At 72.9% G+C, this 14555-nt stretch carries 15 protein-coding genes and 1 pseudogene; 6 read left to right on the top strand and 10 right to left on the bottom strand.

All coding sequences use genetic code 11. The features are described 5' to 3' along the window. The first annotated feature begins 228 nt into the window (after window positions 1–228). Window positions 229–552, top strand: coding sequence for a hypothetical protein (locus ACIPSA_RS44365; protein WP_402646124.1), 324 nt, complete (start codon window positions 229–231; stop codon window positions 550–552). Between the two features lie 195 nt (window positions 553–747). Further along, the gene (locus ACIPSA_RS44360) at window positions 748–1305 is read left to right on the top strand and encodes an ATP-binding protein (protein WP_402646121.1); all 558 of its coding nucleotides are present in this window, start codon (window positions 748–750) and stop codon (window positions 1303–1305) included. A 230-nt stretch (window positions 1306–1535) separates the two neighbouring features. On the opposite strand, the gene ACIPSA_RS44355 is transcribed toward ACIPSA_RS44360, so the two are convergent. From ACIPSA_RS44355 to ACIPSA_RS44330, 6 genes are all read right to left on the bottom strand, one after another. Next, complete coding sequence (locus tag ACIPSA_RS44355; protein WP_402646119.1) at window positions 1536–4097, bottom strand: ABC transporter permease; 2562 nt, start codon at window positions 4095–4097, stop codon at window positions 1536–1538. Next, window positions 4094–4861, bottom strand: coding sequence for an ABC transporter ATP-binding protein (locus tag ACIPSA_RS44350; protein ID WP_402646117.1), 768 nt, complete (start codon window positions 4859–4861; stop codon window positions 4094–4096). The genes ACIPSA_RS44355 and ACIPSA_RS44350 overlap by 4 nt, the downstream gene beginning before the upstream one ends. Beyond that, window positions 4858–5148, bottom strand: coding sequence for an SHOCT domain-containing protein (locus ACIPSA_RS44345; RefSeq protein ID WP_402646115.1), 291 nt, complete (start codon window positions 5146–5148; stop codon window positions 4858–4860). The genes ACIPSA_RS44350 and ACIPSA_RS44345 overlap by 4 nt, the downstream gene beginning before the upstream one ends. A gap of 251 nt (window positions 5149–5399) precedes the next feature. Beyond that, a complete protein-coding gene (locus ACIPSA_RS44340) occupies window positions 5400–6008 on the bottom strand; it encodes a hypothetical protein (RefSeq protein ID WP_402646112.1) in 609 nt (202 codons plus the stop codon). Window positions 6009–6175: 167 nt separating this feature from the next. Continuing rightward, the gene (locus tag ACIPSA_RS44335) at window positions 6176–7414 is read right to left on the bottom strand and encodes an ROK family protein (RefSeq protein ID WP_402646110.1); all 1239 of its coding nucleotides are present in this window, start codon (window positions 7412–7414) and stop codon (window positions 6176–6178) included. Between the two features lie 48 nt (window positions 7415–7462). Next, the gene (locus tag ACIPSA_RS44330) at window positions 7463–8113 is read right to left on the bottom strand and encodes an alpha-ketoglutarate-dependent dioxygenase AlkB family protein (RefSeq protein WP_402646108.1); all 651 of its coding nucleotides are present in this window, start codon (window positions 8111–8113) and stop codon (window positions 7463–7465) included. Window positions 8114–8219: 106 nt separating this feature from the next. Between ACIPSA_RS44330 and ACIPSA_RS44325 the strand changes: the two genes are divergently transcribed. Together ACIPSA_RS44325 and ACIPSA_RS44320 are read left to right on the top strand one after the other, a co-directional pair. Beyond that, the gene (locus ACIPSA_RS44325) at window positions 8220–9353 is read left to right on the top strand and encodes a methyltransferase (protein WP_402646106.1); all 1134 of its coding nucleotides are present in this window, start codon (window positions 8220–8222) and stop codon (window positions 9351–9353) included. Window positions 9354–9372: 19 nt separating this feature from the next. After that, window positions 9373–9573 carry a hypothetical protein gene (locus ACIPSA_RS44320; RefSeq protein WP_402646104.1) on the top strand — a complete coding sequence of 67 codons (201 nt, stop codon included), beginning with the start codon at window positions 9373–9375 and terminating at the stop codon, window positions 9571–9573. Between the two features lie 162 nt (window positions 9574–9735). On the opposite strand, the gene ACIPSA_RS44315 is transcribed toward ACIPSA_RS44320, so the two are convergent. Continuing rightward, on the bottom strand, window positions 9736–10638 hold the full coding sequence (locus ACIPSA_RS44315) for a ketose-bisphosphate aldolase (RefSeq protein ID WP_402646101.1): 903 nt from the start codon (window positions 10636–10638) through the stop codon (window positions 9736–9738). A gap of 23 nt (window positions 10639–10661) precedes the next feature. Continuing rightward, window positions 10662–11543: an SIS domain-containing protein gene (locus ACIPSA_RS44310; RefSeq protein WP_402646099.1), complete on the bottom strand. Its 882-nt coding sequence runs from the start codon at window positions 11541–11543 to the stop codon at window positions 10662–10664. Between the two features lie 120 nt (window positions 11544–11663). Between ACIPSA_RS44310 and ACIPSA_RS44305 the strand changes: the two genes are divergently transcribed. Continuing rightward, window positions 11664–12443 (top strand): DeoR/GlpR family DNA-binding transcription regulator, encoded by a 780-nt coding sequence (locus ACIPSA_RS44305; RefSeq protein WP_402646097.1) that lies wholly within the window; start codon window positions 11664–11666, stop codon window positions 12441–12443. 18 nt (window positions 12444–12461) lie between these two features. On the opposite strand, the gene ACIPSA_RS44300 is transcribed toward ACIPSA_RS44305, so the two are convergent. After that, window positions 12462–12857: a luciferase family protein gene (locus ACIPSA_RS44300; protein WP_402646094.1), complete on the bottom strand. Its 396-nt coding sequence runs from the start codon at window positions 12855–12857 to the stop codon at window positions 12462–12464. A 126-nt stretch (window positions 12858–12983) separates the two neighbouring features. On the opposite strand from ACIPSA_RS44300, the pseudogene ACIPSA_RS44295 reads away from it, so the two are divergent. Next, a pseudogene (locus tag ACIPSA_RS44295) lies at window positions 12984–13172 on the top strand (class I SAM-dependent methyltransferase); the annotation flags it as partial. A gap of 261 nt (window positions 13173–13433) precedes the next feature. Here ACIPSA_RS44295 and ACIPSA_RS44290 read toward each other — a convergent pair. Beyond that, window positions 13434–14408, bottom strand: coding sequence for a hypothetical protein (locus ACIPSA_RS44290; protein WP_402646091.1), 975 nt, complete (start codon window positions 14406–14408; stop codon window positions 13434–13436). Between the last annotated feature and the right edge of the window lie 147 nt (window positions 14409–14555).

Below are 14555 nucleotides of genomic sequence, written 5' to 3'. Positions count from 1 at the left end.
ACACCTGCGCGAACACCTGGGGGCGCATTCGCACAAGTGCTCCGGTCACCGGTCGCGCACACCCCGTGCACACTGGTGCTCGACGCCTGGTGCGGGCAGACTGCACCGGACGGGACGAACGTCCCGCACGGGGGCGCACACTGGTTCACGACACGAACTGGACCACGCCGGACCACGGCCCACGAGGCACTCGGCCGGCGACCGACGCGCACAAGGGGGCGGGGAAGGATGGCGGAGCCCGAGTTCACGGCCATGGGCGTGCGGATAGGGAAGCGACTGCGTTCGCTGACCCGGGCCGGACAGGTCCGGATCAGCGACGGCAGGCTGGAGTTGCTCACGAGCTACGGCAGTGAGATCGACAGCGCACCGGTGCAGGCCGTGCGCGCCTCCAAGCCCTGGTTCGCCCCCGACGACCGGGCGTTGGCCGACCTCAACGGAAAGCGGTACCTGCTGACCCTGGGCGATCACGACCCCGCTCCGGGCGAGCCGGGGCCGCCCGCCGCACGCCGGTTCATCGAGGCGGTGCGCAGGGCGGCGGGGCGCGGCGGCTGAGCGGCCCCGAGGAACGGCGAGTTGCGGGACCGTGACCGCTGCGTCACGCTGGTCTCACGTCACTCTGGGTTTACCGGCGATAACGCTGCGAACCAGCCCGCCGGCCAAGACAGCAGGCGCGGCCGTTCGAACGCAAGCACCCTGCTGGATCCGTTCTCCGTGTTCTTCCGGACCTCACGTCGGGGAGTCGCAGCCGTGATCAGTCATCCGAGCAGGCACTGCACGGTGGAGCTCCAAGCCCTGCCGTCGCGGATCGGCCAGGTCCGCAGAATCGTATCTGCGCAGTTGCGCTACTGGCACCTGGACCCCTTGATAGACCGGGCCGCGCTCGGTGTGACGGAGCTGCTGAGCAACGTCCACCGGCATGCCCAGCCCGACAAGTCGTGCACCGTGGAGATGGAGCTGCTGCTCGACCGGCTCACGGTCTCCGTGCGCGACCACGATCCGCGCCTCCCCGTGGTGGACGACGTGGCGGAGGCGGCGGAGATCGCACCGCTGGCCACCTGCGGGCGCGGCCTGGCGATGGTGGCCGCCGTGAGCGAGAGCTGGGGGGTGCGGCCCGACGGCGACAACGGCAAGGTCGTGTGGTTCACCCTGCCCGCCGCCTCGGTGGCGAAGGCACAGCCACAGCTGACGCGTCGGCCGCGCCGCGCGGCCGCGGAGAAGCCCGCGCATCCGTTCGCGGAGGCCGAGCCGGCGGCCTGCGGCCCTTCTCCGGCACATGCTCCCGCCCGGTCGGTCGTTGCCGGCTGACCGGGCGGTGACCTGCTTCTCGTACGGCCGCCCGGTAGGGCGGTCCCGTACGGCCGCCCGGTAAGATCGTCTTGTACAGCCGCAGGTAAGACCGTCCCGCACGACCTCCCGGTAAGGCCATCGTGCACGGCCGCCCGGTAGGGCCGTCCCGCAACGCCTCCGCCATCACCGTCTGGTGCGGCCCGCCCGTACGATGCCCTCGTACGTCGCCCGGGTGCGACGGCGGTGCGTCACTCTGTGGCGATGGCCCGCAGTACGTCCAGCCGCGCCGCCCGCCGGGCCGGGCGCAGGCCCGCGAGGGCTCCGGCCGCGAGGCCGACCAGTGCGATCACGGCGAGCCGCACCGGCGGGATCGCGAAGGTGAAGGCGCTGTCGCTCGCGCCGTCCGAGGCCTTCACAAGGACCCAGCCGAGGAAGGCGCCGAGGCCGAGCCCGCCGGCCGTGCCGAAGGCGGCGACCAGGACCGACTCCCAGCGGACCATGGCCCTCAGCTGGGACCGGGTCTGGCCCACGGCCCTGAGCAGGCCGAGTTCCCGGGTGCGTTCGTGGACGGCCAGCGTCAGCGTGTTGGCGATGCCGAGCAGGGCGATGAACACCGCGAGGGCGAGCAGCGCGTAGACCAGGGTGAGCATCATGTCGATGCCCCCGGCCGACGACTGCGCGTACTCGTCGCGGGTCTGCACCTGCGGATTGCCGTACCGGGCGGCCGCCTTCTCCACCGCGGCCTTGCCTGCCGCCGTACTCACGCCGTCCTTGAAGGAGACGGCGACCAGGGTGTCGGAGTCCTGGGTGCGGTGCGGGGCCCAGGCCGCGCGCGTGATGACGTAGTCACCGGCGAGTTCGGACTGGCCGTAGACCGCGCGGACGGTGAAGTTCTCCCTCGTGCCGTCGGTGAAGGTGAGCCGGGCGGTGCCGCCGGTGCGCAGCCCCTGCCGGTCGGCCTCCTTCCGCGTGACGGCGATGCCGTCGGTGCCGAGATGGCGCAGGTCGCCCCGGACCGTACCGAGGTCGAAGGTCCGGGCGAGCGCGGCCGGGTCGGTGACGGTCAACGCCCGCCCACTGCCGTCGACTTCCGCGACCCCCCGGCCGAGTCCGACGGCGGTGTCCACCTCGGGCAGTCGCTGGACGGCGGGGGCCAGCCGGGGACTGAGACCGCTGCCCCCCGCGCCGAAGGACGGGGTGCTGATGGCGACGTCGCCCGCGAAGGACCGTGCCACGGTCTGGTCCATCGTCGCCTTGAGCGAGGCTCCGAACACCGTGAACAGCGAGACGACGGCGACACCGATCATCAGCGCGCTCGCGGTGGCCGCCGTCCGCCGGGGGCTGCGCAGGGCGTTGCGCCGGGCGAGTGCTCCGGTGACGCCGCGCAGCCGGTCGAGGGGGCTGCCGAGGAGCCGTACGGCGGTGGAGGAGGCGACCGGGCCGAGGACCACGAACGCGACCAGGGCCAAGGCGGCGCCGAGTCCCGCCAGCCACATGGACGGTGAGACCAGGACGCCGGTGAGCGCCACCGTGACCGCCAGGGCGGCGAGGGCCGTGCCGGTGACCGCGCGGAAGCGGGAGGCGCCGGAGGAGTCGACGGCCGTCTCGCGCAGCGCGGCCAGCGGGGCGGTGCGTCCGGCCCGTACGGCGGGCATCAGCGCCGAGCCCAGGCAGACCACGACGCCCACCGCGAGCGGCAGCGCCAACGACAGGGCCTTGAACACCAAGTCCCCGTCGGGGAAGGGGAATCCGATGGCCGGGAACAGCGCCTGCAGTCCGGCGGCGATCCCGATCCCGCCCGCGAGACCGGCGGCCGAGGCCGTCACGGCGACGGCGCTCGCCTCGACCAGGGTCGACGCGGTCACCTGGCGGCGGGAGGCTCCGAGGGCGCGCAACAGGGCGTTCTCACGGGTGCGCTGGGCCACGACGATCGCGAACGTGTTGTGGATGGAGAAGGTCGCGACCAGCAGGGCGACGCCGGAGAACACGAGAAGGAAGGCAGTGAAGACCGTCAGGAACTGGCTGGAGATCATGTCGGTGTTCTCGCGCGCCGACTCCTGGCCCGTGATGGCCTCGACTCCCTTGGGCAGCACGGGAGTCAGCCGGTCGACGAGTTCCGTCTGGTCCACCCCGGGCCCGGCCCGCACGGCGATGCTCGCCGCTCTGCCCGGCCGGGCGGTGAGGTACTTCTCGGCGTCGGCCTGGGTCATGCCGGTGTAGGTCATCTGCGCCATGCCGTCCGCGCCGCCGAAGGTCGCGAGGCCGACGATCGTCACCTTGACGGGGTCGGGTGTGCGCAGCGTCGTGGTGTCGCCGATCCTCAGGTGCCCCTTCCTCGCGGTGCCGCGATTGACCACGACCTCGCCGGGCTTCACCGGGGCACGGCCCTCGGCGAGCCGGTACGGGTTGAGCTCCGGGTCGTTGATCCAGTTGCCGGCGAGGGTGGGCGGTCCCTGGCCGCCGACGGGCTTGCCGTCGGCGCCGACCAGCTGGCCCGCGCCCTGGATGTCCGGAGCGGCGGCCGCCACGCCGGGAACCTTCTCGATGGTCCTCACCAGCGAGGTGTCGACCGGCCGGCGCACTCCCTGCGCCTGGCCGGGTGTCGTGATGGCGTCGGTGCCGCGCACGACCGCGTCCGTGCCGCTGGTCGCCTCGCCGAACATGGAGCCGAAGCTCGCGCGCAGGGTGTCGCCCATGACCAGGGTCCCGGCCAGGAAGGCGACGCCGAGGAACACCGCGAGGAACGTACCGGCGAAGCGGCGCCGGTGGGCGCGCAACGAGGACAGGCTCAGCCGCACGGAGGCGTTCATGCCCTCACCTCGAAGGCCTTCATGCGGTCCAGGACCTTGTCGGCGGTGGGGGATTCCATACGGTCCACCAGGCGCCCGTCCGCGAGGAAGACGACCTCGTCGGCGTGGGCGGCGGCGACCGGATCGTGGGTGACCATGACGACCGTGCGGCCCATCGCGCGGACGGCCGAGCCGAGGAGCCCGAGGACCTCCTCACCGGAGCGTGAGTCGAGGTTGCCGGTCGGCTCGTCGGCGAAGACGACGTCCGGGCGGCCGGCGAACGCCCGTGCCACGGCCACGCGCTGCTGCTGACCGCCGGAGAGCTCGGCCGGACGGTGGTGCAGCCGGTCCCGCAGGCCGACGACGTCGACGAGCGCGTCGATCCACTCCGCGTCGCCCCGGCTGCCCGCCAGGTCCAGCGGCAGGGAGATGTTCTCCGCGACGGTCAGCGTCGGCACCAGGTTGAACGCTTGGAAGACGAATCCGACCCGGTCGCGGCGCAGCAGGGTCAGGCGCCGGTCGTCGAGGGAGCCCAGGTCGGTGTCGCCGATGTAGGCGGCGCCGGAGGTGAGCGTGTCGAGTCCGGCCGCGCAGTGCATCAGGGTGGACTTGCCGGAGCCCGAAGGCCCCATGATCGCGGTGAAGCGTCCGGTGGGAAAGTCCACGTCGACCCCGTCCAGGGCCCGTACGACGGTGTCGCCGCGGCCGTACACCTTCACGGCACCCACGACCCGGGCGGCCGTACGGGCGGAGGTCACGGTGGTCGTGGTGGTCGTGGTGGTCATGCCGCACCGTCCTTGCCCGCGCGTCCGAACTGCTCGTCCAGGACGGACAGCCGCCGCCAGTACTCGTCCTCGTCGATCTCACCGGTGGCGAAGCGCCGGCCGAGGATCGCGATCGGCGAGTCGCCCGCCGGACGCCACGCGTCCATGGGGCGCCACGGTCCGCCGCGTCCACGCCGGACGGTGCGGCGCAGGACGGTCACGGCGCCGACCACGACGGCCGCCCAGATCAGCGGGAAGAACAGGAACCACGGGCCGGGGCCGCCGTCCCAGTGCGCCAGGGTCTGCATCTCGGTTCATCTCCTGTGCCGAAGCGTGTGGTGGTGATGCATCGAGACTGGCTCCGGGAAGGGGTCCGGGTCGTCGTACGGCCAGCGGCAGTCCACGTACCTCCCCGGGAGTACGCGGGCGCGGGGCGGATGCTCCGCCGGTCGTCGGCCGAAGGGGTGGCCGTGGGGTGGAGTCTGTGCGGGGGCGCACGGCCGGGGAACCGCGGGCTACCGCCGAGGGAGTACGCGGCGGTGTGTCCCGGGTTACGGGTCTACGGGTGGCGCGGGAGGAACGTGACGGGGGTGTCCCCGGTGTACTGGAACTCGCCCGCGGGCAGGCAGTTCAGGGCCGGGTCCGTTCCCAGTCCGTCGCAGTGTTCGGCCTTCAGCCGCATGAAGACCGTGGTCGTGTGCGTACCCGCGCTCAGCGGGCGCAGCACGCCGGAGGCGAAGCTGGCGAAGATCAGTCCATCCTGGGTGCTGAACCGGCGCAGGGTCTTCGGGCCGAAGACAGCGCTCCACTCCTGTCTGGTGCCGATGTCCTGGACGATCCGTACGCCCTGGAACTTCGAGACGAAGTCGTCCATGGGGTTGGGCCGGGAGGGAACGTACCCGGGCGGGTAGACGGCGCCCACCGCGCTGGGGGCGGTGCCCCAGCTGGGGAAGGTCCGGACCCACTTCTCGCCCACGAACGCCTCCCGGCAGGGCGGAGGGCCGATCAGCCGCTCGCGCACCCCCAGGAATTCGTTGAGGTTCACGCCTTCGAACACACAGGCGTTGGCGGTGGGAGGGGTCGCCTGGGCCGGCGCGGCGCCGACGGCGGTCAACAGGGCGGTCATCACGGCCGAGGCCAGGGCCCCACGGACCCGAGTGCGCTTCATCGGTGAACAACTGCCTTTCGGCTCGGCTGTCTCATGGCATCCCGAGCATCGGGCGCCCCGGCGGACCGGCCCCCGGCCAACACACACACGCGTCAGCCGCCCGGCCGCACAGCGTCATCCCGGTGAAGGACGGCGTCGCGGTCGCGGACCGGGACACCGTCCGTGCGTCACTGGAGCGCTTCCAGCGGATCGTCCAGCACCGGCTGCCACGCCAGTTCCGCCGCGCCGACCAGGCTGTTGTGGTCGAGGGTGCAGGGGTGGATCGGAACGCCGCCGCTCTGGCCCCACAGGCTGCGGTCGGCGACGACCGCGCGGAGGCGGTCGGGGTCGGCGTCGAGCAGGGTGCGGTGCAGGCCGCCGAGGATGATGCGGTCGGGGTTGAGGATGTTCACCAGACCGGCGAGACCCAGGCCGAGCCGGTCGATCAGGGCCTCGGCGGCGGTGCGCACCATGGGGTCGTGGTAGTGGTGGCGGAGCAGGTCGTTGGCCTGCTGGAGCAGGGACACCTCGGGACCCGGGGCGCGGCCCGCCTCGATGAGCAGGGCCAGCGGATCCGCCTCGACGTCCAGGCAGCCGCGGCTGCCGCAATGGCAGGGGCGGCCCTCGGGGTTCACCGTGAGGTGGCCGACCTCCAGGGCCAGTCCCGAACTGCCCGTGTGCAGACGGCCGTCCAGGACCAGCGCGCCACCGACACCCCGGTGTCCGGTGGCCACGCAGAGCAGGTCCCGGGCACCCCGGCCCGCGCCGTGCCGGTGCTCGGCCAGCGCGGCGAGGTTGACGTCGTTGCCCGCGAACGCCGGGCCGGGGATCCCGGCCGCACGCACGCACTCCGCGAAGATGCGGCGCACCGGCGCTCCCACGGGCCAGGCCAGGTGGAGGGGGTTGAGGGCCAGTCCGTCGGGTTCGGCGACGGCGGACGGCACGGCGAGCCCGGCACCCACGCAGCGGCGGCCCGTCGTACGGAGGAGTTCGGCACCCGCCTCGACGACGGAGCCCAGGACCTTCGCCGGGTCGGCGTCGACGGCCTCGCAGCCAGGGGCGGTCGCCACGATCCGGCCGCCCAAACCGACCAGCGCCGCCCGGAACCCGTCGGCGTGGACCTGTGCGGCGAGGGCGACGGGCCCGTCCTCGGCGACCTCCAGCCGGTGCGAGGGGCGCCCCTGGGAGCCGGCCGCGGCGCCCGGCCGGGCGTCGACCCGGATCAGCCCGAGCGCCTCCAGCTCGGCGGCCACCGCACCGGCCGTCGCCCGGGTCACCCCCAGTTCGGCGGTGAGCACCGCCCGGGTCGGCGCGCGCCCGGTGTGCACGAGCTCCAGCGCGGGCCCCAGCGCACCGCGCCCCCGGTCCAGCCGCGTCCTCGAGGTGGTCCCTTCCCCCGCCGTCCGGGGGTCCGCCTTGCCACTCATGAGGGCGAGTCTCCCATGATCCGCAGTCCGGCCGGCCGTCGTCGCAACCTAGAAGCCACTGACCCGCAGGGTGATGTTCAACCGCCCGGTGAGCCCCAGCGCGGGCGGCGCCGTACCGGGGTACACGCGAGGCACGCCGTGGTAGGCGAGGCGGGACGCGCCGCCGAAGACGAACAGGTCGCCGCTGCGCAGTTCCACGTCCGTGCAGGGCCTGGCCCGGGTCTCGGTGTTGCCGAAGCGGAAGACGCATGTGTCGCCGAGGCTCAGCGACACCACCGGCGCGTCGGACTTCTCGTCGCTGTCACGATGCATCCCCATGCGGGCGTCGCCGTCGTAGAAGTTGATCAGTGCGATGTCGTACGGCGCCGATGCCGCCGGCTCCGGGCCGAGCGCGTCGGCCACCGCCCGGCGGCCCAGCTCGCCCAGCCAGGCGGGGAACGGTTTCACCTGTGCCCCGTCGCCGTCGACGACGGTGCGGGCGTAGGCGTACGGATACCAGTGCCAGCCCAGGCAGACCTGCCGGGCGGTCATGGTGCCACCGCCGGGGGTACGGACCGTGCGCAGGCCCGCCGGTGGACGCGCCCACTCCCGGCAGGCCGCCAGCAGCTCCCGCTGGACGCGGGCGTCGAGCCAGTCCGGCAGGTGCACGGCGCCCGGGGCGACCTCGGTGCGTTCCCTGGGAAACAGCTCCGCATCCATGCGGTCCATCCTGCCCGAAGGCCTGCCCCGAAGGCCTGTCTCCAGGGCCCGCCCGACGGGGCCTGAGCTGCGGCTCCGATAGCCTGGACCCACGATGAGCGAGCGTATGACGACTTCGTGGGGCGAGTTCGAACTGTCCCGCTTCCCCGAGGATCCGCGCGACCGGCTGCGCGCCTGGGACGCCTCCGACGCGTACCTGCTCCGGTACCTGGACCAGGAGCGGGTCCCCCTGTCCGGCACGGTCGTGGTCGTCGGGGACCGCTGGGGCGCGCTGGTCACGGCACTGGCCGAGCAGCGGCCGGTGCAGATCACCGACTCGTACCTCAGCCAGGAGGCGACCCGGGCCAACCTCGCGCGGGCCGGCGTCCAACCCGGCGCGGTACGGCTGCTCACCACCCAGGATCCGCCGCCCGACCGCATTGACGTCCTTCTGGTACGGGTGCCGAAGAGCCTGGCGCTCCTGGAGGACCAGTTGCTGCGGCTGGCGCCCGCCGTGCACGAGGGCACGGTCGTCGTCGGCGCAGGGATGGTGAAGGAGATCCACACCTCGACGCTGAACCTGTTCGAGCGGATCCTCGGACCGACCCGGACCTCGCTCGCGGAGCAGAAGGCCCGGCTGATCCTCTGTACCCCGGCCCCGTCGCGGGAGCGGCCCGCCAACCCTTGGCCGTGCAGCTACGCCCTGCCCGAGGGGATCGGCGCGGTCTCCGGGCGCACCGTCGTCAACCACGCGGGCGTGTTCTGCGCCGACCGCCTCGACATCGGCACCCGGTTCTTCCTCCAGCACCTGCCTGCCGCGCGGGGCCCACGCCGGGTCGTGGACCTGGGGTGCGGCAACGGGATCGTCGGTACGGCGGTGGCGCTGGCCGATCCCGAGGCCGAGGTGCTGTTCGTGGACGAGTCGTTCCAGGCCGTGGCCTCGGCCGAGGCGACGTACAAGGCCAACGGGGTGCCCGGGCACGCGGAGTTCCGGGTCGGGGACGGTCTGGCCGGGGTGCCGGCCGGCAGTGTGGACGTGGTCCTCAACAATCCTCCGTTCCACGCCCACCAGGCGACGACGGACGCGACGGCGTGGCGGATGTTCACCGGGGCGCGGCGCGCGCTGCGGCCGGGCGGCGAGCTGTGGGTGATCGGCAACCGGCACCTGGGCTACCACGTGAAGCTGCGGCGCCTGTTCGGCAACAGCCAGTTGGTGGCCTCCGACCCGAAGTTCGTGGTGCTCAAGGCCGTCAAGCGGTAGCGGTGGCACAATGCCGGTCGTGACCTCAGGCATACGCCACACCGGATGGTGGATCCCGCTCCGCAACGCCGCGTTCTTCCTCGTGGGCGGCGCCCTCGGCCTGACCCTGATGGCCATGGTCACGCATCGGACGGCCGGGGCGGTGCCATGGGGCGGGCTGCTGTTCGGGACGGCCGTCACGGCGATCGCCGGTGCCGTGGCCGCGAAGAGGCGACGCTAGGGCCTGTCCGGCGGATCATGCCGCAGACGCGGGGCCTGGCACGCCCATCTGCCGCGTTGTCGTCGGTTGCCGACTCCCCCACGCTCGGCTGCGCTCGCGCGGGGGGACCCCCATCGCGTCGACGCCCTCCTCCGCCTTGCAGCTGGACGCACCACGCCCCGCTCACCCGGGTTGACGAGGCGCCGTTGCCTTCCTGCGACCTGATCCGCCGGACAGGCCCTGGCCGAGCACTCCGATGATCCGCGCCACCTCCCGCGCCATCGCCTCCCGGCCGACGGCGAGGTACTTGCGCGAGTCGACCGCTTCGGGGTGAGCGGCCAGGAAGTCCCGGATCGCGCCGGTCATGGCCATGTTGAGGGCGGTGCCGACGTTGACCTTGGCGATGCCGCCCGCGACGGCCGCGACCAGTCCGTCGTCCGGCACGCCGGAGGAACCGTGCAGGACGAGCGGCACGGACAGGGCGGCGGACAGCCGTTCGAGGAGTTCGTGGTCGAGGGCGGCCGTGCGGGTCGTCATGGCGTGGACGCTGCCGATGGCGACGGCCAGGGCGTCGACGCCGGTGGCCGCGACGAAGGCCTCGGCCTCGTCGGGGTCGGTGCGGGCCCCGGGCGCGTGGGCGTCCAGCGGCGGTCGGCCCTTTCCGCCGATCTCCCCCAACTCCGCCTCGATCCAGAGGCCTTGGGCGTGTGCCCAGCCGACGGTGGCGCGCGTCGTGGCAAGGTTCTCGGCATACGGGAGACGGGCCGCGTCGTACATCACGGAGCCGAATCCGGCGTCGGGCGCCTGGCGCAGCAGCTCGTCGCTCTGCACGTGGTCGAGGTGCAACGCGACGGGCACGGAGGCGTGTTCGGCGGCGACGGCGGCGGCGCGGGCCAGCGGGAGCAGTCGTCCGTGACGGAATTTGACGGCGTTCTCGCTGACCTGGAGGACGACGGGCGCCTCGACGGACTCGGCGCCGGCGATGACGGCCTCGACGTGTTCGAGCGTGATGATGTTGAAGGCGGCGACGGCGGAGCGGGCTTCGGCGGCGCGGGTGACGAGCTCGCCGGTGCGTACGAGGGGCACGGCTTCTCCTCCCGGGTCGTGGGTCAGGGCGCGAGGATCACCGAGCGGGTGAGGTGGCGGGGCCGGTCGGGGTCGAGGCCGCGGCGGGCGGCGACGGCCACCGCGAGGCGCTGGACGCGGACGAGTTCGGCGAGCGGGTCGAGCGAGCCCCCGATCCACAACCCGCCCGTGGCGCGCACCTCTTCGGCCAGCCCGTCCGGCGCCTCGCCGAGCATCCAGGTCGCCGTGCCCCGGGTGGTGATGCTGACGGGGCCGTGCCGGTACTCCATGGCCGGGTAGGCCTCGGTCCAGGAGAGCGCGGCCTCGCGCATCTTCAGTCCGGCCTCGTTCGCGAGCCCGACGGTCCAGCCGCGGCCGAGAAAGGTGAACTGGCCGCAGTCGACGAGCCCTTCGGGCAGCGGCGTCGACAGCGCGGTGCGGGCGTCGGCCTCGACGGCGTCGGTGTGCAGTCCGAGGTGGGCGCGGAGCAGGGTGAGCGCGCTGGTGGCAAACCGGGTCTGCACGACGGACCGTTCGTCCGCAAAGTCCAGCACGACGACCTCGTCGGCGGCCGTCGTCACGGGCGTGTCCGGGTCCGCGGTGACCGCGGTGGTGCGAGTGAGCCCCCTCAACCTCCCCAGCAGGTCAAGCACTTCGGTGGTGGTGCCGGAGCGGGTGAGGGCGACGACACGGTCGTACCGGCGTTTGTACGGGAACTCGGACGCGGCGAAGGCGTCCGTCTCGCCCTGTCCCGCGCCCTCGCGCAGAGCGGCGGCCGCCTGCGCCATGAAGTACGAGGTGCCGCAGCCGACGATCGCGACCCGCTCCCCCCGTCCCGGCAGCGTCCCGCCGTGCCGTTCCGCCTCCGCCGCCGCCCGTATCCAGCACTCGGGCTGGCTGCTGAGCTCGTCCTCGACATGGGTCATGCCGTACCCCTCCCTGCTGATTGTTCTTGCAAGATAGAGCCGAGTTTCGAGCACAATCAAGCATTCTGACGAGAGTGGGGTGCGCTAGGGTCGCGGAAGATCGAGGAACGGAGGCTTCGGATGTCGCGCGACGCCCGCTGGCAGACGCTGCTGGCACTGCTCGTCGAGCGCGGCCGGCTGGACGTCGAGGAGGCGGCGGCCGAACTGTCCGTGTCGGCCGCGACGATCCGCCGGGACTTCGACCAGCTGGCCGAGCAGCAGATGCTGGTGCGGACCCGGGGCGGGGCGGTCGTCCACGGGGTGTCGTACGAACTGCCGCTGCGCTACAAGACGGCCCGCCACGCCACCGAGAAGCAGCGCATCGCCAAGGCGGTGGCGGAACTCGTCGCGCCGGGCGAGGCGGTGGGCCTGACCGGCGGCACGACCACGACCGAGGTGGCCCGGGCACTGGCCGTGCGCGGCGACCTCGCCTCCGGTTCTCCGGCGCTGACCGTCGTCACCAACGCGCTCAACATCGCCAACGAGCTCGCCGTACGGCCCCAGTTCAAGATCGTGGTGACGGGCGGCGTCGCGCGCCCGCAGTCGTACGAGCTCATCGGCCCGCTCGCGGACAGTGTGCTGGGCCAGATCACGATGGACGTGGCGGTGCTCGGGGTGGTGGCCTTCGACGTCACGCACGGGGCGGCGGCGCACGACGAGGCGGAGGCCGCGATCAACCGGCTGCTGTGTGAACGAGCCGAACGAGTGATCGTCGCGGCCGACTCCAGCAAGCTGGGCCGACGGGCGTTCGCCCGGATCTGCGCGGCCGAGCTGGTGGACACGCTCGTCACGGACACGGCGGCCGCGCCGGACACCGTGCTCCGGTTCGAGGAGGCGGGGATCCGGGTCGTGACCGTGTGACGACCCGACGGGGAGACGTCAGATCCAGCCGGGTTCCGCCCGCACGAACCCCGCACCGCGCTGGTCGTTGCAGCCCGCCTCGGGCCGGCCCACGGGATCGGGCCAGGCCTGCTGGGCCTGGAGGGCGACGCTCACCAGGGTCATCAGCAGGTCGACGTCGCTCGTGGCGTCGAGGCGTATCGTCACCCACTGTGAACCCGGGACGATGCGGATCGCCCCCGAGCCCTTGAGGTCCTGGGCGAAACGCCGGATGGCACGGTCCGTCAGATGCAGGTCGACATCCCGGTCCGAGTGGAAGTGGGCGATCTCGCCCCGGTCCGAGCTGAGTGCCTGACCCAGGCCGCAGCTCGGTACGGCCTGTCTCAGGTCCGGCCAGGTCGCCAGTTGCGTGAGAGCACGCGAGGCCAACGTCATGCGCCCATAATGGCCCGCTCACTCTTCCGCAACCAGCACGTGAGCAAGCATTAACCGGCCTGTATCCGTGGTCTGTCCGAAGTCGCGCTATCGGAGAAGCGCGCATCAGCGCTCGTCGAGCAGGCTGTGTGCCACGAGTTGCCCGATACGGCGGACGGTGCCGTTGGCCGGAAGGAGAGCACACCAGAGGCCCTGGCCGCGCAGGCCGGCCGGAGCGTCGACCAGTACGTCGTCCTCGGCGCCGGACTCGACTCCTTCACCCAGCGCAGACCCGAAGTCGCCGCCGGGCTGCGGGTGTTCGAGATGGACCTGCCCGCCGTCGTCGCCTCCGTCGGCGTCACCATGTACCTCACGCGGGACGCCGTCGAGGAGACGCTGCGCCAGGTCACCGCACTGGCCCCGGGTTCCACGCCGGCCGCCGGCTTCATGCCGCCGCCGGACCTGGCCGAACCGGAGGAACGCCCGCTGCGCCGGGCGACGGAGGGGTTGGCACGGGCGGCCGGAACGCCCTTCATCGATCCGGGCCAGGCGCGGACGGCCGGGCTCGTGATGCCCGTCGCGCCCCTCTGCCGCCGGCTACAGGCCGAGGCGCAGCGGGAAGCGGGCCACGAGCAGGTTCGGGTCCCGCATGGTGAAGTAGGCCGCGTTCGGGATGTAGACGTTCCGGTCCCGTACGGCCACGGAGGTCGGGTTGGACAGTCCGTCCCGCCGCGTGAGCACGACCGAGTGGCTGCCGTTCGGGCGTACCAGGACGATCTGACTGCCGGCGGTCAGGGCGGCGAGCACCGTGTGCCCGCGTCCGGTGAAGGCGAAGTCGTCGATCCCGTGGAGCCCGGTCGCCCTGGTCTCGATCGCGCCTGCGGTGTCGTCCGGGCGGACGGGGATGCGCAGCAGCGTCCCCCGGTCGCCGTTGGACACCCACACGGCGTGACCGTGGACCTTGACGCCGTCGGCGCCGAGGCCGCCCGAGGGCGCCGGGGCCGGGGCGAGCGCGCTGCCCCTGGCCCAGGCCGTGGCGGTCCCGCCCTCCTGCGGGACGCGCCAGACGGTGCCGAGCACCGAGTCGGCGGCGTAGAGCACACCGCGGTGCTCGTCGAGGGCGAGTCCGTTGGGCAGTCCGTTCGCCGGCAGCTTCGCAATCTGCTTGGGTGCGCCGCCGCCGGGGCCGATGCGCCAGACGCCGGTCTTGCCGGTCCCGGTCGCGTAGGTGACGTAGAGCGTGCCGTCGTGGGCGCGGGCGATGCCCAGGACCACGGCGCTCTGGACGACAGGGGTCTTCGCGTTCCTCACGGCCGGCAGGGTCGCGAGAACCCGGGTGCGGCCGCTCCCGGTGACGTTCGCGACCTGCCGGGCGAACGCGAAGGTCAGGTCCGCGGAGCCGTCGCGCTCCAGCGCGACGCTCTCCGGTGTCCGTCCGGCGCCGAAGTCGAAGCGGGCGACGACGCGCGCCTGCGACAGCTCCGATTCGCCGCCCGACGCGGGAGCCGATGCGAGCACGCTGAGCGTGACGGCTGCCGCGGCGGCACCGGCCATGCGTGGAAGACGGGGCATGGGAACCTCTCTTCGAACGGGGAATGAGGCACCGGCATACGGGCCCGGACCACCATGACGGTGCGCGGGTGAGCGGCACCGGCAGCCCGGGCCGGGGGATCGCCCACGCGGGCCACGCCATGGGGCTGCTTGCCGCACGCGTGGGCG

Origin of the sequence: Streptomyces sp. NPDC086549 (genome assembly GCF_044746205.1) — a bacterium.
GTDB lineage: Bacteria > Actinomycetota > Actinomycetes > Streptomycetales > Streptomycetaceae > Streptomyces.
Note: the sequence above shows the minus strand (reverse complement) of the source record. Positions and strands in the feature narration are given on the sequence as shown.